We start from the raw sequence: 18,322 nt of genomic DNA on the forward strand, positions 1-18,322 counted from the left end.
AGGACGGAAGCACACAGGGCCCGATCCGGGCCCCAGCCTTCCCAGGAGGAGCCATGACCCAGCCCGGAACCATGACCCCGATGAGCAAGGAGATGCAGGACTGCGTCGAGGCCTGCATGACGGCGCACACCATGTGCGAGGAGGCCATGAGCTCCTGCATGCACATGGGCGGCCAGCCCCAGATGCAGATCATGCGCGCGCTCATGGACTGCTCCGAGATGACGCGCATGTGCTCCGACATGATGATGCGCCGCTCGCCCATGGCCCAGGAGATGTGCGCGATGTGCGCCAAGGCCTGTGACATGTGCGCCGAGGCGTGTATGTCCATGCCGGACGACCAGCAGCTCATGCGCTGCGCCGAGGCGTGCCGCCGCTGTGCGGAGATGTGCCGGACGATGGCGGGCGCCCGGATGTGACCTCGCGCGCCCGCGTGTGATCAAGGGCACCTTCCGGGTGCCCTTGATCTTTTGTGCGGCAGGGTGGGCGCATGACCGAGACGGATGCGACGGCGGCCTTCGACGCCGCCGAACGGACCATGTGGGCCGGGCGGACCGAGGCGTACGCCAGGAGCTTCGGGCGCCTGTGCGCCCACACCGTGCCCACCCTGCTGGACGCCGCCGGCGTCGGCGCGGGGACCCGGGTGCTCGACGTCGGCACCGGGACCGGCACGGCCGCGCTGGCGGCGGCGGAGCGGGGCGCGCTGGTGCGGGCCGTGGACGCCGATGCCGGGATGGCCGCCGAGGCGCGCCGGCGCGGGGTGGCCGCCGAGGTGGCGGTGCTGCCCGAACTGCCCTTCCCGGACGATGAGTTCGACGCGGTCGTCGGCAACTTCGTGCTCAACCACGTGGGCCGGCCGCGCACCGCCCTCACCGAGCTGCGCCGGGTGCTGCGGCCGGGAGGACGGATCGCGGTGGCTCTGTGGGGCGCCCGGCGCGGGGGCGGACAGGAGCTGCTGGGTGCCGCGTGCGCGGCGGGCGGCGCCGTACCGCCGTCGTACCTGCCCCGGCTCGCTCCGGACGAGGACTTCGAGCGGACGCCGCGGGGCCTGGCCGGGCTGCTCACGGAGGCCGGCTTCGGCGGCGCCGGGGCGGAGGAACTGGAGTGGGACCACCGGGCGACCGTCGAGGAGTGGTGGGGCGGCGCGGCCGGCGGTGTCGCCACCGTCGGCCTGGTCGTGACCTCGCAGGACGCGGAGACCACCGGCCGCATCCGGCGTGCGTACGAGCGGCTGTGCGCCCCGTACGACAACGGGGAAGGGCTGCTGGCCCTTCCCCATGTCGCGCTGCTGGCCTCCGGGACCGCCTAGTTGCCGGAGACGGTCACCGTCTCGTCGTTCTTCAGCTCGTCCACGAGGGTCTTCACCTTCGCCTTGTCCCAGACGAGGTTGCCGCCGGAGGAGCCGGAGACCGGCATGTTCATGGACTTGCCGTCACCGCCGCTGACGCCCTTCATCGCCCAGAACATCGACGCCAGGTCCCACAGGCTCATGTCCTTGTCGACGGTCAGGGAGTCCAGGCCGGCGCCCATGGTCGGGTAGAACTTGAACGGGTTGAGGACCGTCGACGGGGTGGCCACCTGGTGGGCCAGCGCGGACAGGAACTTCTGCTGGTTCTTGGTGCGCTGCAGGTCGCTCGCCGCGAAGGCGTGCCGGGTGCGGACGAAGGCCAGGGCCTGCTCGCCGTTCAGGGTCTGCTTGCCCGCCTTGAAGTCGGCGCCCGACCACTTGTCCTTGAAGCCCTGGTCGAGGTTCATCTCGACACCGCCCACCGCGTCCACGATCTTCGCGAAGCCGCCGAAGCCGATCTCCACGTAGTGGTCGATGTGCAGGCCGGTGTTGAACTCGATGGTGCGGACCAGCAGCGTCGGGCCGTCCTCGGCGTAGGCCGCGTTCAGCTTCGTGTGGCGGCCCTGGTTCGGGTAGACCTTCCCGGACGTCGACCCCTTGTAGGAGGGGATCGCCACGTCGGAGTCGCGCGGCAGCGAGATCAGGGTGTCGCCGTTGCCGCCGACGTGCAGGATCATCATCGAGTCCGTGCGCTGGCCCGGCGCCGAACCGGTGTGCAGCTTCTTCTTGTCCTCGGCCGTCATGCCCTTGCGGCTGTCGGAGCCGACGATCAGGTAGTTCGTGCCCTCGCCGGTCTCGGGCCGGTCGATGACCTTGGAGAGGTCGACGTCCCGGTTCAGCTTGGAGTCGGCCCAGAAGTAGGTCGCCACGGATGTGACGATGAGCACGGTCACCAGCGTCAGGGCCGTCAGCTTGATCCGCCGCCGCCAGTTCGGGGCGGGGCGGGCGCCTCGGCCGTAGGGGTCGTCGGGGCCGCCCGGGCCGCCACCGCCGTAGACCTGGCCGGTGTTGTAGCCGCTGTCGTAGTCGTCGTATCCCTGGCCGTCGACGTACGACGGCTGCTGCGGGACCCCGGCGCCGTAGCCCGCCGACGGGCCGGGCGTGCCGTACGGGCGCTGGCCGGGCGGTACCGCCGAGCCGCGCTGCACCTGACGCATGACGCGGGCGCCTTCCGGCTGCGCGCCGCCGCTGCCGCGTCCGTAGCGCGGGCCTCGGTTGTCGTCGGACCATCCCTGGGGCCAGTCATTCATGCGCCCCAGTGTGCAGGTCGGGGCCGTGTGCCCCACAAGGGTTGTCGGAAAATAAGGGCGCCGCTGTTGCGAAGCTGACACAAATTCCGCGAATGTCACTTCGTCATAAGGTAGGGGTCATGACAGATCAGGCCCCGGACGCGGATCCGGACATCCCGGGCAAGCCCACATCCGCTTCCCGCACCACGCTCAGCCACATCATGACCCACAACGACACCAACCTGCTGGGGACGGTGCACGGCGGGGTGATCATGAAGCTGGTCGACGACGCCGCGGGCGCCGTGGCCGGCCGGCACTCCGGCGGTCCCGCCGTCACCGCGTCCATGGACGAGATGGTGTTCCTGGAGCCGGTCCGCGTGGGCGATCTGGTGCATGTGAAGTCGCAGGTCAACTGGACCGGCCGGACCTCTATGGAGATCGGCGTGCGGGTGCTCGCCGAACGCTGGAACGAGTCCGCCCCGGCCACCCAGGTGGGCTCGGCCTATCTGGTCTTCGCGGCCGTGGACGCCGACGGCAAGCCGCGCCGGGTGCCTCAGGTGGTCCCGGAGACCGACCGCGACCGCCGCCGCAACCAGGAGGCGCAGATCCGCCGCACCCACCGCCTGGCCCGCCGCCGCGCGATCCGCGAGCTGCGCGAGAAGCGCGCGGCGGAGGGCTTCGAGGACTGACCCGGCGCGGGCCCGGCGCCCGGCCCGGCGGCGGGCGGTCCGCCGCCCTCGCGCCGGTGCGCCGGTCACCGCTCCCGCGCCGCCCGGTGCTCGCGGGTCAGGTGCCCCGCGAGCACACCACCTCGTTGCCGCGCACCACGTTCTGCTCCGGCCTCGGCGAGGTGCCGGTCCGCACCGCGCGCACCTTGCGGGCGTCCAGGAAGTCGGACCCGGTGGTCACCTTCATCAGCGGCCCCTGCCCGCGCACCGCGCGCAGCTCGCTGCCGGGCAGGGCCGCGGCCAGGGAGCGGGCCGAGCGGTCCCAGCGGGGGTCGTAGGAGATCACCGTGCGCGAGGCGTCGTGGACGGCCGCGGTGACCGGCCGGTGGGTGGCGGCGAAGCCGGCCGCGGCGAGCGCCGCGTCGAGCCGTTTGGCGACCCCCTCGGTGCGGGTGCCGTTCTCCACCTGGACCCGGATCTGCCGCGGGTCGACCTCCACAGGGACCGGCCCGGCGGCGGGCCGCGGCCGTTCCGCGCTGAGCGGCTTGTCCTCGCGCAGCGCCGCGAAGAGTCCGCCGGACGCCGCGTCGTCCCACTTCAGGGTCGAGCCGAGCCCCTTGACCTGGTAGTTCATCTGCCCGATGGGCACGGTGGTGAACTCCGAGGAGGACGGGGAGAAGTTCCGCATCGCCCGGCCGAGGTCGAGCAGCTCGTCGGTGCCGAAGCCCACGTCGGCGCGGACCGAGCCGAGCACCGCCCGGGTCACGTCGCGGAACCGCATGGGGTTCAGCAGCACCCCCGAGGAGGTGGCCCGGTCGATCAGCGAGGCCAGGAAGCGCTGCTGCCGCTTCATCCGGCCCAGGTCGCTCGCCCCGTCGACGTGCCGGGCGCGGACGTACTGCAGCGCCTGCCCGCCCATGAGGGTGTGGGTGCCGGGAGCGAGGTCGAGTCCGGTGTACGAGTCCTTCAGCGGGGTCGCGGTACAGACCCGGACGCCGCCGAGCACGTCCACGGTCCGCATGAAGCTGGTGAAGTCGACCTCCAGATAGTGGTCGATCTTCACGTGGGTCATGTTCTCCACGGTGCCGATGGTCAGCTGCGGGCCGCCCTCGGCGTAGGCCGCGTTCAGCCGGGCCGGGTGCGCGGCGCGCTGCCGGCCGGTGGCCGTGTCGGTGTGCGCGGGCACCTCGGCGTAGGAGTCGCGGGGCAGGCTCACCACGCTCGCCCGCTCCCGGTCCTGCGAGATGTGCACGATCATCATCGTGTCGGTGCAGTGGCAGGGCTGGCCACCGAGGTGGTAGGCGCGCCGCTCCCGGTCGCCGATCTTGTCGCGGCCGTCGGTGCCGACCAGCAGGACGTTCATGCCGTGCCCCGCCCGGGGCCGGTTCTTCATGTCCTTGAAGGCGTCGATCCGGGTGATGCCCGCGTCCAGGCTGGTGACGACCGCGTGGCCGATCCCGGCCGAGGCGAGGACCACCACTGACAGCGTTGTCACCGCGCGCATGGCCCAGCGCGGCCGCCTGGGCCGCATCGCCCGCGCGGTGGGCCGGCCGGGCCTGGGCGGCCCGGGCGGCCTGGGCACGCGAGGGGACGGCTGCGGCCGGCGCTGCGGCCTGGGGGCGTCCCCCACGCCCTTGGCGGCGGGGGAGGGGGACCGAGGCGGGCTGGGCAAAGGGAACCTCCGGACGACGGCCGTACGTGGGATCCGTGAGCACGGTAGGGCGATACGATCCTCAGCCCGGCGATCGGTCCCGGCGGCGCGCACCGGTGTCCCCCGTTCGCGGTAACGTGAGCCCCCTATGAACACCAAGCCCGACGTGCGGCACCCCGCCGTGTCTGTGATCATGCCCGTCCTCAACGAGGAGCGGCATCTGCGCGGGGCCGTCCAAGCGATCCTCGCGCAGGAGTACGCCGGCGAGCTGGAGGTCGTGATCGCCCTCGGTCCGTCCACGGACCGTACGGACGAGATCGCCGCCGAGCTGGTCGCGGAACATCCCCGCGTACACACCGTCCCGAACCCGACCGGCCGCACCCCCGCCGCGCTCAACGCGGCGATCAAGGCCTCCCGGCATCCGATCGTGGTCCGCGTCGACGGCCACGGCATGCTCTCGCCGAACTACATCGCCACCGCCGTGCGGCTCCTGGAGGAGACCGGCGCGCAGAACGTCGGCGGTGTCATGCACGCCGAGGGCGAGAACGACTGGGAGCACGCGGTCGCCGCCGCCATGACCTCGAAGATCGGCGTCGGCAACGCGGCCTTCCACACCGGTGGCCAGGCGGGCCCCGCCGAGACGGTCTACCTCGGGGTGTTCCGCCGCGAGGCCCTGGAGCAGCAGGGCGGCTACAACGAGGAGTTCATCCGCGCCCAGGACTGGGAGCTGAACTTCCGCATCCGTGAGGCGGGCGGCCTGATCTGGTTCTCGCCGGAGCTGCGGGTGTCGTACCGGCCGCGGCCGAGCGTGAAGGCCCTGGCCAAGCAGTACAAGGACTACGGCCGCTGGCGCCATGTCGTGGCCCGGTACCACGAGGGCTCGATCAATCTGCGTTACCTCGCCCCGCCGACCGCGGTGTGCGCCATCGCCGCGGGTCTCGTGGTGGGCGCCGCGCTCACCCCGTGGGGCCTGGTGATACCCGGCGGCTACCTGGCGGCGATCCTGGCGGGCTCGGTCCCGGCGGGCAAGGGGCTGCCCCTCAAGGCAAGGCTGCGGATCCCGGTGGCCCTGGCGACCATGCACATGACGTGGGGCTGGGGCTTCCTGACCAGCCCCAGGTCGCTGGCGAAGCGGGTGATCGCCTCGCGGCGTCCGGCGGTGCTCGAACCCCGCTGACGACGGCACGAAGAGGGCCCCACCTGTCCGAGGTGGGGCCCTCTTCTCATCCGCTCACCGCGGCTACCACTGGTAGGGCTTGTACACGTCCATGCACTTGGAGGTGTCCGAGCCGTTGATGGCGTCGGCGTTGTCCGGCACGTCACCCGCCTTCGGAGCCGACTTCCTCGGATAGAGCGAGCCGGTGCGCCAGTCCGCGCCCACGACGACCGTGACCCCGGACACGTCGGTCGACCGCTCCACCTGGCTCGCCGGGATGCCCAGCGACTTGGCCACGGCCTGTGCGTCGCCCTGCAGTTCGGCGCTCGGGTAGCGCACGACGGTCTCGTCCGCCGAGCTCGCCGCCGAGGTGTCGGTGTCCGCCCTGCCGTACCCGTGCTGCACGAGGACCTGGCCGATCGCGCGCGCCCGGCCCTGCACCGCGGCCTCGGTCGAGGACCGGGTGGCGTTCTGCACCAGCACCCCGAGCCTGGCCGCGTCCGTCGAAGGGGTCCTGGCCGGTTCGGCCTTGCCCTTCTTCTTCGCCTTCGCGCCGTTCTTGTCGAAGGGCACGTCGTCGCGGAGCATCCGCCACATCTTGTCGGCGCCGGTCTTCTCCGGCACCACGTGCTGGCCGTTCGCCGGGTCCTCGACGTTGGGCATCGTCACCGACGTGATGCGGTTGGCCGGCACCGACTTGAGCTCCATGCCGAGGTCGTAGAGCTTCTTGACGGTGCCGATCTCCTCCGACACCGTCAGCGACTTGGTGGCCGCCTCGGCCAGGTCCGTCAGCCGGCCGGTGTCGGTGAAGACGCTCTGCTGCCGCAGCGTCCGCATCATCGAGTTCATGTACATGTGCTGGGCGCGGGCCCGCATCAGGTCGCTGCCCCAGGCGTGCCGCGTGCGCAGCCACTGCAGGGCCTGCACGCCCTTGATCTTCTTCCGTCCGGCCTTCAGCTTCAGCCCCGAGCCGCCCCGCTGACTGGGCGTCGAGCGGTCCCAGACGTTCTGGTTCACACAGACCTCGACGCCGCCGATGGCGTTCGTCATGCGCACCACGCCGGCGAAGTCGATCGTCATCCAGTGGTCGATGTAGACCCCGGTGAGGTTCTCCCAGGTGGCCAGCGTGCAGCCGGCGCCGCCCCGGGCCAGCGAGGTGTTGATGATGTCGTTGGTCGCCGGGTACGACTTCCCGGTCTTCGGGTCCTCGCACTTGGGGATGTCGACGCGGGTGTCCCGCGGGATGCTCACCATCGCGGCGCTCTTGCGGTCCGCGGAGAGGTGGACGAGCATCTGCACGTCGCCGAGCGGCGGGTTCCCCCGGTTGTCCTTGCTGCCGCCGAGCGCCACGTTCGCGTCGGAGTTACGGCTGTCGGAGCCGATCAGCAGGATGTTCAGCGGTGTCTGGCCGGCCGCGTTCGGGCGGGTCCGCTGCGCCTTGGAGTCGTCGGCGTTGCTGCGTCGGCCCTTCTGAAGATTGCCGTTGAGGTGCTCGTAGTACAGATAACCGGCCCCCGCGGTGCCGAGTATGACCACGGCCAGCACGATCGCCGACCAGCGCAGCGCGCGCCTGCGCCGCGGCCGCCGGTCCGTCTTCGGGCCGCCGCCACGGCGCCGCCCCCCGCCATGCCGTCCGGACCCCTCCGGCGCGCCCTCCGTCCGCGGAGTGAGCGACATCGTGTCCTCGACCGCGGGAGGCTCCCCCCGCACACTGCTCTGCGACAACTCCCTGCCCCCCACTTGCGCCATGCAACGGGTCCGTCCCGCGTCGGGTTAGACGCACGACGGACCCGTTGGGTTACCTGTCGACCGCGCGGAACATGAACCGCCCGGACTGCCGACGGTCCCCGCGGGCACCTCGGACTACGAAGCGCACTCCACCTTGTCCGCGGTGGACTGCCCGTCCACCTCCGGCGCCTTCGTCGGTGCGGTCAGTGAGACGCCCGCGCCCTTGAAGTCCTTGCCCAGGGTCAGCGTCATCGCGGGCAGGCCCTGGGAGTTGGTCACACTCTTGCCGGGCTTCAGGGCCGAGCCGGACAGGCCCATGACGGCGGCGAGCCGGCGTGCCTGGGCCGCCTGGTCGGGCGCGTACTCGAGCGTGGTCCTGCTCAGCGCGGCGGGGGCGTTGCCCCCGTTCTCGGACTTGAGCACGCCCGCGTTGTTCTGCAGCCAGTTGAGCTCGGCCTGGGCGCTGCCCTGCGCGGCGCCGCCGTTGAGGATCCGTACCCGCACCTCGGAGGGGTCGGACTTGGCGCCCTTCAGCCGGGCGGCCGCCTCGTCCTTGGCCTTGGCCTTGGCCGCCTTCTGCTTCTTCTTCACGTCGGTGAAGGAGACGTCGTTCTTGATGGCGTCGAAGACCGCGGGGCCCTTGTTCTGGTCGACGATCACCGTCTTGTGGACGACACCGTCGGCCGGATTGTCGAGGACGGGCACCGTCACGAACGAGATGTTCTTCGGCGGCACCTTCTTCAGCTCCAGCGCGACGTCCTTGAGCGTGCTCACCGAGTTGATGCCCTGGTCGACGGTCAGCGCCTTGGTGGCGGCCTCCGCCAGCTTCAGCAGCTTCGTCGGGCTGGTGAGCGTGTCGCCGGAGGACATCTTGCGCATCAGCGAACCCATGAACTGCTGCTGCACCTTGATGCGGTCCAGGTCGCCCTGGTTGCCCCAGCTGTGCCGGGTGCGGACGAACGCCAGCGCCTGCTCGCCCGCGACCTTCGAGGGGCCGGCGGGCAGGTCGAGATGCGAATCCGCGTCCTTCACGGCGTGCTTGAGGCACACGTCGACACCGCCGACCGCCGTCGTCAGCGTCTTCACCGCGTTGAAGTCGACCATCATGAAGTGGTCCGGCACGATCCCGGTGACCGCCTTCACGGTGTTCATGGTGCAGCCCGGGTCCCGGCCGTCCTGTCCCAGGCTGGTGTTGAACCGGACGTCGCTGGTGCCGGCGACGACCTTCTTGCTGCCGTCGGACTGGATGGTCTCGCAGTCCGGGACGTCCACGATCAGGTCGCGCGGGATGCTCAGCGCGGTGGCGTTCGTCCGGTCCTTGGCGACGTGCAGCAGGATGTTGGTGTCCGCGTGGCCGACGCTGCCCTTGTCGCCGTAGCCCCCGTTGCCCTTACCGGTCCGCTTGTCGGTGCCGATGATCAGGATGTTGAAGGCGTCGTCCTTGCTGAAGCCGTCCTTGGCCGCGCTCGTCTCCGTCGTGGTGACGTTGCCCTCGAGGTGCTTGAGGTAGAGGTAGCCGGCCGTGCCGACGGCGACGAGGACGAGCGCCGTGCCGCCCGCGGTCCAGGCCAGCGCCTTCTTCGCCGTCGACTTCTTCTTCACCGGCCGCCGGTTGCGCCGCCCCTGCGGCGGCTCGGGCTCGGGCTCGGCGCCCCGCCGCCGGCGCGGGGCCGGTACGTCCGCGCCGCGCGCCTGACGCATCTCGCGCGTCCCGCCCGCCGCCGAGTCGCCGCGCCCGCGCGCCGCGCCACCGGAGGCCCGGGAACCCGCTCTGCGCGGGCCGGGCACCGCCGACTGCGGTGCGGAAGGGCTCAGTCGCAGTTCGTATTCACCGGTGTTCGGATTGAGCACCCACTGGTCTGCGGGATCGATGTTGTCCGCCCGCCCACGGCCTTGCGCGTCCACGGTTGTCCGAATCCTCCGTCGGGGCCACGCGGCGCCTTCCCCCTCAAAGGCGCTCGGGTCTCGGTAAAACAGTGCACGACCCCAGGACAGACCTCGCGGCCGGGTGCACCGGATCGCTCACACTATCCGCCCAGTTCAGCGTGGAGCCACGGCGGTGACAAATTCCACGTTCCTACAACCGGGCAATCCCCCTCATATTTCTGAAGGAAAGTTTGTAGGCCCGGCCGTGCGCCCTACTCGCAGGAGTGCTCGTCGGCGGTGTTCCCGCGGAAGGTGGGCGTGGGGGAGGGGGCGTTCTTACGGTTTTCTTCCCCGCCGCCGCCGGGAACCTGCCGCGAGACGGCCTTCACCGCCACCGGCTGGTCCGCGCGCAGCCGCGCGAACAGCTTCTCGGCCTCCGGCTCCACCAGTTGATCGCGATTCGCGTCGTAGACGTACGACTCCCGCGGCACGGTCAGGAACTGGACATGTTCGGTGGGGATGTCGCGCAGTCCGCGCACCAGCTGGTACAAACCGCGCAGACTCGCCAGTTCCGGATCGGTGGTGAGCGAGGAGGTCGCCGCGTCCAGCAGCGGGTAGAGCTTCACCGGGTTCAGCAGTACGCCGTTGCTCTGCACCTTGTTGACGAGCGCGCCGAGGAACTGCTGCTGCCGGTCGATCCGGTCGGTGTCGCTGCCGTTGCCGAGCGACTTGCGGGCCCGTACGTAACCGAGCGCCTGCTCCCCGTCGAGCGTCACCTTCCCGGCCGGCAGCCTGAGTTTGGCGGCCTCGTCGTCGATGGGCTCCCGCAGGCACACCCGCACCCCGTCGACGGCGTCCACCATCTCCTTGAACCCGTTGAAGTCGACCACCATGTGATGGTCGACGCGGATGCCCGTCAGCTTCTCGACGGTGCGGACGCTGCAGGCCGATCCGCCCACCTGGAAGGCCCGGTTGAACATCGCGAACACCGGTTCGCTCCGGCTGCCGTCCGCCCTGCGGCAGCCGGGGATGTCCACCATCAGGTCCCGCGGCAGCGAGACGGCGGTGGCGCTGCGCCGGTCGGCGGCCAGGTGCAGCAGGATCGTGGTGTCCGACCGCTCGCTGCCCACGTCCCGCCCGTACTCCCGGTTGCCCCGGCCGGCCCGTGTGTCGGAGCCGATCAGCAGGATGTTCTGCGCGCCCCGCACCAGCGAGGTGGGCCGCTCCCGCTCGTACCGGGCGAGTTCGGCGGCGGCCGCCTCGTCGGCGGTGATGTTGCCGTTGAGCTTGGCGTAGACGACCCAGCCGATCCCCGACGAGGCCATCAGGAACGCGGTCACCCCGAGCGCCGTGCCCCACACCCAGCGCCGCCGGTGCCGTCGTGCCAGGCCCTCCCCGTCCGCCGAGGACCCGAGGCCGGGGCCGAGGGGCTTGCCTGCGCTGTCGGGCACGTCCGGTCACACCCCTCCATGGCGTACGAGCGTCACGTGCTGCTCCTACGACGATGGCGGGACGGGACCGGGGGAGCCGCCCTTTACTACTCCGTTCGGGTGATGGCCGCGGCGCCGGGCCGGGCCCGCGCGGGGGCCGTGTCCGGCGGGCTCAGTGGCGGGACGCGGTCACCCGTTCGCTCTCGATCCGCTTGGCCAGCCCCTCGCCGTCCAGCCGGTCCAGGTTCCGGCACAGCACCACGGACCCGCCGACGGCCAGCGGCGCGTAGAGCCCCGCGCTGAGCCCCTCCCACGTGTCGTACGGCAGCCCCGACAGCAGCCGGGACCCGGGGCCCGTCAGATCCAGCGACGGCGCCTCGGACAGCGCCCGCTCCACCACCTCGGCCCCGCTGAACTCCGCGCCCGCGACGATCAGCGCGGGCTCCTCGGGGTCCACCGGGGCGAACGGCGCGAACCGGTCGCCCTGGCTCGGCGCCTCCACGGCGTAGTCGACGAATCCGTCCGGCGTCCGCGGGAAGCGCCCGCCGAGCGGACGCAGCGCGAGCGCGACCCGCTCGCCGCGGCAGGCCCGGGCCGCCTCCAGGGTGTCGGGTCCGCTCACCACGACATCGGCGGAGGCCGGGTCGCCGGCCATGTCCGCGACCACTCCCACCGACGAGCAGGCGAGCAGCCACACCGCCGTCTGCCAGTGGGCGGGCAACAGCAGCGCGACCCGGTCACCGGGGCCGGCGGCCAGGTCGCCCTGCAGCAGGTTCGCGGTCTTGGCCACCCAATTGGCGAAGGTGGCCACGGACAGTTCCACGCGTTCGCCCGTGGCGTCGTCGTAGAAGGTCACCAGGGGGCGTCCGGCGTCCGCGGCGAGCGCGGAACGCAGCAGGTCGGCAGGGGTGCGATCGGTGGCGTTCACCCGCGCAAGAGTACGCCGGGGCGGTCGCCCGCACCGAGTGCCGGGACCACCGGTTCGGCGCAACGGCCGCCGACGCACCGTCAGTTCCCCGATGGCGGGCCGCGCCGGCCGTGTCCAGGATCAAGGGCATGCGTGGATTCCTCACCCTCTCGGTCGGCGCCACCTCGATCGGCGTCACCTGCGCGGCCGCCCTCGTCCTCCCGGCGGCCCTGCCCGCGGCCGCCGCGTCCCCGCGCCCGGGGAGTCCGGCCGGTACCGCCGTCCCGGGCAGCACCCAGTCGCTGCCGCTGGCCCCGCTCGACCAGGAGCGCACCCCCGGTACCGCCCCCGATCAGGGCCTGTACCGCACCGGCGTACGGCACTTCTCGCTCGTCGGCGTCATCTGGGACGACCCGGACGCCGCGCTGCGCGGCTCGGTGCAGGTGCGGACCCGGTCGGCGGCGTCCGGCAAGTGGTCCGGCTGGCAGGACGTCGAGACGCACAACGAGGACCACGGCGCCGACCCGGCCTCCGCCGAGCGCTCGTCGGGGCGGGTGCGCGGGGCCACCGCGCCGCTCTGGGTGGGCGACTCGGACGGTGTGGACGTGCGGGTGCGCGCCGAGGCGGTGCCGGGCCGGGCCGCCGCCGACCGGGGCCGGGGCGGCGACCCGAGCCCGCCGCTGCCGTCCGGGCTGCACCTGGAACTCGTCGACCCCGGCGGCCTGACGACGGCCCAGGGACCGCAGGCCGACAGCCCCGCCGCCCTCCCCGCACTGAACCGGCGCGACACCGAGCGGGAACTGGACCGCCTGCGGGCCGAGGGCGACCTGGACGCGGCGGACGACGGAGCGCCCCGGGTCAAGCCCTACATCGGGCCCCGCCCCGGGATCGTGACACGCCGGGGCTGGGGTGCGGACGAGTCACTGCGCGAGCGCGGGTTCGTCTACACGAAGAAGATCAAGGCCGCCTTCGTGCACCACACCGCCACGGGCAACAACTACTCCTGCTCCCAGGCCCCGTCCGTCATCCGCGGCATCTACCGCTACCACGTCAAGAGCATGGGCTGGCGGGACATCGGCTACAACTTCCTCGTCGACAAGTGCGGAACCATCTACGAGGGCCGCGCCGGGGGAGTGACGAAGGCGGTGCTGGGCGCCCACACCCTCGGGTTCAACAGCAACAGCATGGGCATCGCCGTCATCGGCAGCTACGGCTCGAGCAAGCCGGCCGCCGCCGCGGTGAAGGGCGTCGCCAAACTCACCGCGTGGAAGCTCGGCCTCTACGGCGCGAATCCGCGCGGAAAGACATACCTGACCTCGGGCGGTGGCAATCTCTACCCGAAGGGGAAGAGCGTACGACTGAACGTGATCTCCGGACACAGGGACGGATTCGCCACCGACTGCCCGGGCAAGCGGCTCTACGCCAAGCTCGGCTCGGCCCGGTCCAGCGCCGCGCGGTACCAGGGCCGCTGAGTCCCGGGACGCGGGCACCGTCGCCGGGAGACACGCGCAGTGGAGGGAATCCCGGCGCCGATCCCGCCCGACACCGCGCGGCCGTCGAGGGCATCGCCGGCCGGTCTGCATACACTGACCGGCCGAAACGAGAAGTACGGCCGGGTCCCGGCCGGAAGCGGAGACGACAGGTGACAGAAGCGATCCTCCTGGTCGGCGGCAAAGGCACCCGGCTGCGTCCGCTCACGGTGCACACGCCCAAGCCCATGGTCCCGGCGGCCGGGGTGCCGTTCCTCACGCACCAGCTCGCGAGAGCGAGAGCGGCGGGCGTGGAGCACATCGTCCTCGCCACGAGCTACCTCGCCGAGGTCTTCGAGCCCTACTTCGGCGACGGCGCCGCGCTGGGCCTGCACATCGAGTACGTCACCGAGGAGGAGCCGCTCGGCACCGGCGGCGCCATCCGCAACGTGGCCTCGCGTCTGCGCTCCGGGTCCGACGACCCGGTACTGATCTTCAACGGCGACATCCTGACCGGCCTGGACATCCGGGCCCTGATCGACACCCACGAGTCGACCGGCGCGGACGTCTCCCTGCACCTGACGAAGGTGACGGACCCGCGCGCCTACGGGCTGGTCCCCACCGACGACACCGGCCGCGTGCTCGCCTTCCTGGAGAAGCCGCAGACGCCGGAGGAGATCGTCACCGACCAGATCAACGCGGGGGCGTACGTCTTCCGCCGCTCGGTGATCGACACCATCCCGGCGGGCCGCCCGGTCTCGGTGGAACGCGAGACCTTCCCGGACCTGCTGTCCGCCGGGGCCCATCTGCAGGGCATGGTGGACTCGACGTACTGGCTCGACCTCGGTACCCCCGCCGCCTTCGTGCGGGGCTCCGCCGACCTGGTCCTGGGCCGGGCTCCCTCACCGGCCGTCCCCGGCCGCTGCGGCGACCGGCTGGTGCTGCCCACGGCCGTCGTCGCCCCGAACGCGAAGCTGACCGGCGGCACGGTGGTCGGCGAGGGCGCGTTCGTCGCCGAGGACGCCCGGGTCTCCGGCTCGACGATCCTGCCCGGCGCGGTCATCGAGCCCGGCGCCGTCATCACCGACTCCCTCATCGGCAGCCGTGCCCGGGTGGGCGAGCGCTCCGTCCTCACCGGCGCGGTCGTCGGCGACGGCGCCGTGGTCGGCTCCGACAACGAACTCCGCGAAGGGGTCCGCGTCTGGTGCGACGCCCACATCCCCCCGGCCGCCCTCCGCTTCTCCTCGGACCAGTGACGGACCCTGGACCTGCGTCCGGACCGCGGGCACCGGGCCCACGCCATGACACCCCGTCCCAGGGGGCGTCTCCCCGATCTTCGTGGGTCCGCGACGACTGCCACGGCACCTCGCCGCACGGCCGAACCGCCCACGTACGCCCGGTACGAGGGCGAATCGGCCGCACGCCGAGGCACCGCACCGGACGCCGCGGCCTGATCCACGAAGATCGGGGAGACACCCCCTAGAGCAACCCGATGTCCACCCGAGGCATCTTCGGTGCCCGCCGCGCCGGTCCCTGCCCACTCAGCAGGATCAGCCGGGCCGCCCGATGCCGCTGCCCCGCATACGGCTCCAGCAACCGCAGCATCTCCGCGTCGTCGGCGTCCCGGTTCCGGCCCAGCACCCACCCCACGATGCCCGGCAGATGCAGATCCCCGACGGTCACCGCGTCAGCCGCCCCATGACTGCGCTGCACCACCTCGGCCGACGTCCACGGCCCGATCCCCGGCACGACCTCCAGCCGCGCCCGGGCCTCCACCGCCGGCATCCCCACCGCCTGCTCGAGCCGCGCGGCGACCCGCACGGCCCGCAGGATCGTCGAGGCACGCTTGTCGTCGACCCCGGCCCGGTGCCACTCCCAGGAGGGAATCAGCGCCCACGTCCGCGCCGGGGGCATCACCCACATCGGCCGTTCGAACGCGCCCGCGGGGCCGGGCGCCGGCTCCCCGAACCTCCGCACCAGCAGCCGCCACGCCCGGTACGCCTCGTCGGTCGTGACCTTCTGCTCCAGCACCGACGGGATCAGCGACTCCAGCACGAGCCCGGTCCGCGTCAGCCGCAGCCCCGGCCGCCGGTGCCGGGACAGCGCCACCACCCGGTGCCGGGGTACGAAAGCGTCCGGATCGTCGGCGGCACCCAGCAGCAGCGGCAACTGCTCCAGCAGCCACGGCGCGCCCGGTCCCCACGCCTCACCGAGCACCTCACCGCCGTACGCGCGCACCCGCAGGGTTCCCGGGCCGGCCGGTGTCAGGGCGGCCCGCCACACGGAGCCGTCCGGTGTGGTCCGGAACGTCGGATCCCCGGGCCCGCGCCGCAGCGGACCCAGCACCAGCCCGAGATCGAGCGGTCCCTCCGGCGTCCAGCGCCGCACCCGCGCCGGCCCCGCGGCCTGCCGCGGTATCCCCGCGGCGGCGCCGGCGGGTACGCCGACGTGCCCGCCGCGCACGGTCGTACGCGTGGGACGCGGAGCGAATCGTCCTGCCACTGGTGGTTCCTAGGGTGCCGGGGCCGTCCTAAGAGACTAGGCGGTCGCCGGGGGCGCCGGAGGCGACCGCGCACACAGGTCTCACCGGACCTCGATGAAGGACTCCGCGTCCCGCTCCGGCCGCGGCCGCGGTTCCCCGGCCGGATGGCCGACCGCCACCGCCCCCATGGGGTCCCAGTCCGCGGGCAGTCCCAGCACCTCGCGCACCGTGTCCCGGCAGAACATCGTCGACGACACCCAGGCCGAGCCCAGCCGCTCGCCGGCCAGCGCGACCAGGAGGTTCTGCACGCCGGCGCCCGTCGCGACCACGAACATCTCCCGCTCGGCGGCGTCCCGCCGCGCGTCCCCATAGGTGTGCGAGCCGTCCATGACCAGGCACGGCACGACCAGGTAGGGGGCGTTGCGCAGCACGTCCCCGCGCCGGACCCGCTTGGCGATGGACTCCTCGCTCTTGCCGTCCCGGCGCAGGTCGGCGATCCAGGCGTCCCGCATCGCGTCGAGCAGCCGTACCCGCGACTCCCGGGACTCCAGCAGCACGAACCGCCAGGGCGTGGTGTGGTGCGGGGCGGGCGCGGTGACCGCGGCGGCCACCGCGCGCCGGACCGCCCCGGGGTCCACGGGCTCGTCGGTGAAGGCCCGTACGGTACGGCGCTGGGTCACGGCCTCCCGCACGGCCTCGGACGTGCCGAGCCGGAACATGTCGTCCCGCGCGGTACGCACCAGTGCCCGCGCACCCTCGCCGTCCTCGCCGTCCACCACGTGGGGCAGCCCGCGCACCACGGCGAGCGGGAGTCCGGCGGCCTTGCCCTTGACCAGGTCGCCCGCGGCGGCCAGTTCGTCGGCGGTGGCGACGACGGTGGCGCTGAGCGGGTTGCCGTGCGCGTCCGTGCCCCCGCGCAGATCGTCCAGCACACGCACTCCGGCGGCGCCGATCGCGACGTCGGTGAGTCCCGAGCGCCAGGGCCGGCCGAAGGTGTCGGTGACGACGACACCGACCCGGACGCCGAGGGTGTCGCGCAGTCCGTCGCGGATCGCGCGCGCCGAGGCGTCCGGGTCCTCGGGGAGCAGCAGCACGGTGCCGGAGGGGGTGTTGGAGGCGTCGACGCCGGCGGCCGCCATCACCAGGCCCTGGCGGTTCTCGACGATGCGCAGGGGGCCGCGCCGGGCCACCACCCGCACGGTCTCCGCGTCGATCGCGGACTCGCGGTCGTCCGCCCGGACGACGCGGCCCTCCGCCTTCGACACGATCTTGGACGTGACGAGCAGCACGTCCCCGTCGGCCAGCCCGGGTTCGGCGGCGGCGATCAGCTTGGCCAGGTCGTCGCCCGGCTGCACCTCGGCGATCCCGGACGGGGCCCAGACCCGGTACTCCGGGCGCTGACCGCTCACGCTCCCCGCACCTCCTCGGCCAGTGCCAGCGCCTCCCGCGCCATCTGCGCGGCCGCGTCCACGTCGGTCATCATCAGCGGCACGGCCCGGCAGCGGATCCCGTCCGCCTCGACCCGCTCCACCACGCCCGCGTCGACGGTGTCGACCAGCCAGCCGTCCAGCAGTCCCGAGCCGTAGTGCTCGGCGACCGCGGCGGCCGTGGACTCCACACCCACGGCGGCGAGCACCTTGTCGGCCATCCCGCGCACCGGCGCGTCCCCGACGATCGGGGACAGGCCCACCACGGGCACGCCCGCTTCCGCGATCGCCTCACGGATGCCGGGCACGGCCAGGATGGTGCCGATGGACACGACCGGGTTGGACGGCGGGAAGAGGATGACGTCCGCCTCCGCGATGGCCTCCAGGACGCCCGGTGCCGGCTTGGCCTGCTCGGCGCCGACCGGCACGACCGCCTCGGCCGGGACCGAGGCGCGCAGCCGCACCCAGTACTCCTGGAAGTGGATCGCCTTCCGTTCGCCGTCGATCTCCACGGCCACGTGCGTCTCCACGCGGTCGTCGGTCATCGGGACCAGTCGCACCCCCGGCTTCCAGCGGTCGCAGAGCGCCTCGGTGACCGCGCTCAGCGGGAAGCCGGCGCCCAGCATCTGCGTCCGCACGATGTGGGTGGCGAAGTCCCGGTCGCCGAGCCCGAACCACTCCGGGCCGACCCCGTAGGCCGCCAGTTCCTCCTTGAGGTGGAACGTCTCGTCCGTCCGCCCCCAGCCCTGCTCCTCGTTGATGCCGCCGCCCAGCGTGTACATCACCGTGTCGAGGTCCGGGCAGACCTTCAGCCCGAAGAGGTGGATGTCGTCGCCGGTGTTGCCGATGACCGTGACGTCCGCGTCCGGCACGGCCCGCTTCAGACCGCGCAGGAACCGGGCACCACCGATGCCGCCTGCCAGAACCACAATGCGCATGGGCCGATTCTCGCAGGCGGGTACGG

Annotated in this window: 15 protein-coding genes; 6 read left to right on the top strand and 9 right to left on the bottom strand. The window is 72.5% G+C overall.

The features are described from left to right. Nucleotides 1-53: 53 nt before the first annotated feature. Both ACWCPN_RS09400 and ACWCPN_RS09405 read left to right on the top strand, forming a co-directional pair. A complete protein-coding gene (locus ACWCPN_RS09400) occupies nt 54-416 on the top strand; it encodes a four-helix bundle copper-binding protein (protein WP_451203754.1) in 363 nt (120 codons plus the stop codon). Nucleotides 417-487: 71 nt separating this feature from the next. Continuing rightward, nucleotides 488-1,306, top strand: coding sequence for a class I SAM-dependent methyltransferase (locus ACWCPN_RS09405; protein WP_451203756.1), 819 nt, complete (start codon nt 488-490; stop codon nt 1,304-1,306). On the opposite strand, the gene ACWCPN_RS09410 is transcribed toward ACWCPN_RS09405, so the two are convergent. Then, nucleotides 1,303-2,595 carry an LCP family protein gene (locus tag ACWCPN_RS09410; RefSeq protein ID WP_451203758.1) on the bottom strand — a complete coding sequence of 431 codons (1,293 nt, stop codon included), beginning with the start codon at nt 2,593-2,595 and terminating at the stop codon, nt 1,303-1,305. The genes ACWCPN_RS09405 and ACWCPN_RS09410 overlap by 4 nt on opposite strands. Before the next feature lie 119 nt (nt 2,596-2,714). On the opposite strand from ACWCPN_RS09410, the gene ACWCPN_RS09415 reads away from it, so the two are divergent. Continuing rightward, a complete protein-coding gene (locus ACWCPN_RS09415; RefSeq protein WP_392295410.1) occupies nt 2,715-3,263 on the top strand; it encodes an acyl-CoA thioesterase in 549 nt (182 codons plus the stop codon). 97 nt (nt 3,264-3,360) lie between these two features. Here the strand turns inward: ACWCPN_RS09415 and ACWCPN_RS09420 are convergent, their stop codons facing one another. Beyond that, entirely contained in the window at nt 3,361-4,914 is a 1,554-nt protein-coding gene (locus ACWCPN_RS09420) for an LCP family protein (protein WP_451203760.1), read from the bottom strand. A gap of 127 nt (nt 4,915-5,041) precedes the next feature. Between ACWCPN_RS09420 and ACWCPN_RS09425 the strand changes: the two genes are divergently transcribed. After that, the gene (locus tag ACWCPN_RS09425; protein ID WP_199210789.1) at nt 5,042-6,070 is read left to right on the top strand and encodes a glycosyltransferase family 2 protein; all 1,029 of its coding nucleotides are present in this window, start codon (nt 5,042-5,044) and stop codon (nt 6,068-6,070) included. 63 nt (nt 6,071-6,133) lie between these two features. Here the strand turns inward: ACWCPN_RS09425 and ACWCPN_RS09430 are convergent, their stop codons facing one another. The 4 genes from ACWCPN_RS09430 to ACWCPN_RS09445 form a co-directional block, all read right to left on the bottom strand. Continuing rightward, entirely contained in the window at nt 6,134-7,726 is a 1,593-nt protein-coding gene (locus ACWCPN_RS09430; protein WP_451203762.1) for an LCP family protein, read from the bottom strand. A 186-nt stretch (nt 7,727-7,912) separates the two neighbouring features. After that, on the bottom strand, nt 7,913-9,682 hold the full coding sequence (locus tag ACWCPN_RS09435; protein WP_451203764.1) for an LCP family glycopolymer transferase: 1,770 nt from the start codon (nt 9,680-9,682) through the stop codon (nt 7,913-7,915). Nucleotides 9,683-9,915: 233 nt separating this feature from the next. Then, on the bottom strand, nt 9,916-11,094 hold the full coding sequence (locus tag ACWCPN_RS09440) for an LCP family protein (RefSeq protein ID WP_451203766.1): 1,179 nt from the start codon (nt 11,092-11,094) through the stop codon (nt 9,916-9,918). Between the two features lie 151 nt (nt 11,095-11,245). After that, nucleotides 11,246-12,001 carry a TIGR03089 family protein gene (locus ACWCPN_RS09445; RefSeq protein ID WP_451203768.1) on the bottom strand — a complete coding sequence of 252 codons (756 nt, stop codon included), beginning with the start codon at nt 11,999-12,001 and terminating at the stop codon, nt 11,246-11,248. Nucleotides 12,002-12,129: 128 nt separating this feature from the next. Here ACWCPN_RS09445 and ACWCPN_RS09450 point away from each other — a divergent pair, with 128 nt between their 5' ends. After that, a complete protein-coding gene (locus tag ACWCPN_RS09450; protein WP_451203770.1) occupies nt 12,130-13,452 on the top strand; it encodes a peptidoglycan recognition protein family protein in 1,323 nt (440 codons plus the stop codon). A gap of 170 nt (nt 13,453-13,622) precedes the next feature. Further along, entirely contained in the window at nt 13,623-14,705 is a 1,083-nt protein-coding gene (locus ACWCPN_RS09455; RefSeq protein ID WP_451203772.1) for a sugar phosphate nucleotidyltransferase, read from the top strand. Nucleotides 14,706-14,928: 223 nt separating this feature from the next. Here ACWCPN_RS09455 and ACWCPN_RS09460 read toward each other — a convergent pair whose 3' ends face one another. From ACWCPN_RS09460 to cofD, 3 genes are all read right to left on the bottom strand, one after another. Continuing rightward, nucleotides 14,929-15,951 (bottom strand): DNA-3-methyladenine glycosylase family protein, encoded by a 1,023-nt coding sequence (locus tag ACWCPN_RS09460; protein ID WP_451203774.1) that lies wholly within the window; start codon nt 15,949-15,951, stop codon nt 14,929-14,931. Between the two features lie 81 nt (nt 15,952-16,032). Next, a complete protein-coding gene (locus ACWCPN_RS09465; protein ID WP_451203776.1) occupies nt 16,033-17,340 on the bottom strand; it encodes a coenzyme F420-0:L-glutamate ligase in 1,308 nt (435 codons plus the stop codon). Next, nucleotides 17,337-18,296 carry a 2-phospho-L-lactate transferase gene (gene cofD / locus ACWCPN_RS09470; RefSeq protein ID WP_451203777.1) on the bottom strand — a complete coding sequence of 320 codons (960 nt, stop codon included), beginning with the start codon at nt 18,294-18,296 and terminating at the stop codon, nt 17,337-17,339. The genes ACWCPN_RS09465 and cofD overlap by 4 nt, the downstream gene beginning before the upstream one ends. Nucleotides 18,297-18,322 lie beyond the last annotated feature (26 nt).

It is taken from the genome of Streptomyces sp. NPDC002386, assembly GCF_053593175.1.

Coding starts and splice junctions, on each gene's coding strand:
- ACWCPN_RS09450 (WP_451203770.1), top strand. CDS start 12,130: ATGCGTGGATTCCTCACCCTCTCGGTCGGCGCCACCTCGATCGGCGTC.
- ACWCPN_RS09410 (WP_451203758.1), bottom strand. CDS start 2,595: ATGAATGACTGGCCCCAGGGATGGTCCGACGACAACCGAGGCCCGCGC.
- ACWCPN_RS09425 (WP_199210789.1), top strand. CDS start 5,042: ATGAACACCAAGCCCGACGTGCGGCACCCCGCCGTGTCTGTGATCATG.
- cofD (WP_451203777.1), bottom strand. CDS start 18,296: ATGCGCATTGTGGTTCTGGCAGGCGGCATCGGTGGTGCCCGGTTCCTG.
- ACWCPN_RS09405 (WP_451203756.1), top strand. CDS start 488: ATGACCGAGACGGATGCGACGGCGGCCTTCGACGCCGCCGAACGGACC.
- ACWCPN_RS09400 (WP_451203754.1), top strand. CDS start 54: ATGACCCAGCCCGGAACCATGACCCCGATGAGCAAGGAGATGCAGGAC.
- ACWCPN_RS09430 (WP_451203762.1), bottom strand. CDS start 7,726: ATGTCGCTCACTCCGCGGACGGAGGGCGCGCCGGAGGGGTCCGGACGG.
- ACWCPN_RS09415 (WP_392295410.1), top strand. CDS start 2,715: ATGACAGATCAGGCCCCGGACGCGGATCCGGACATCCCGGGCAAGCCC.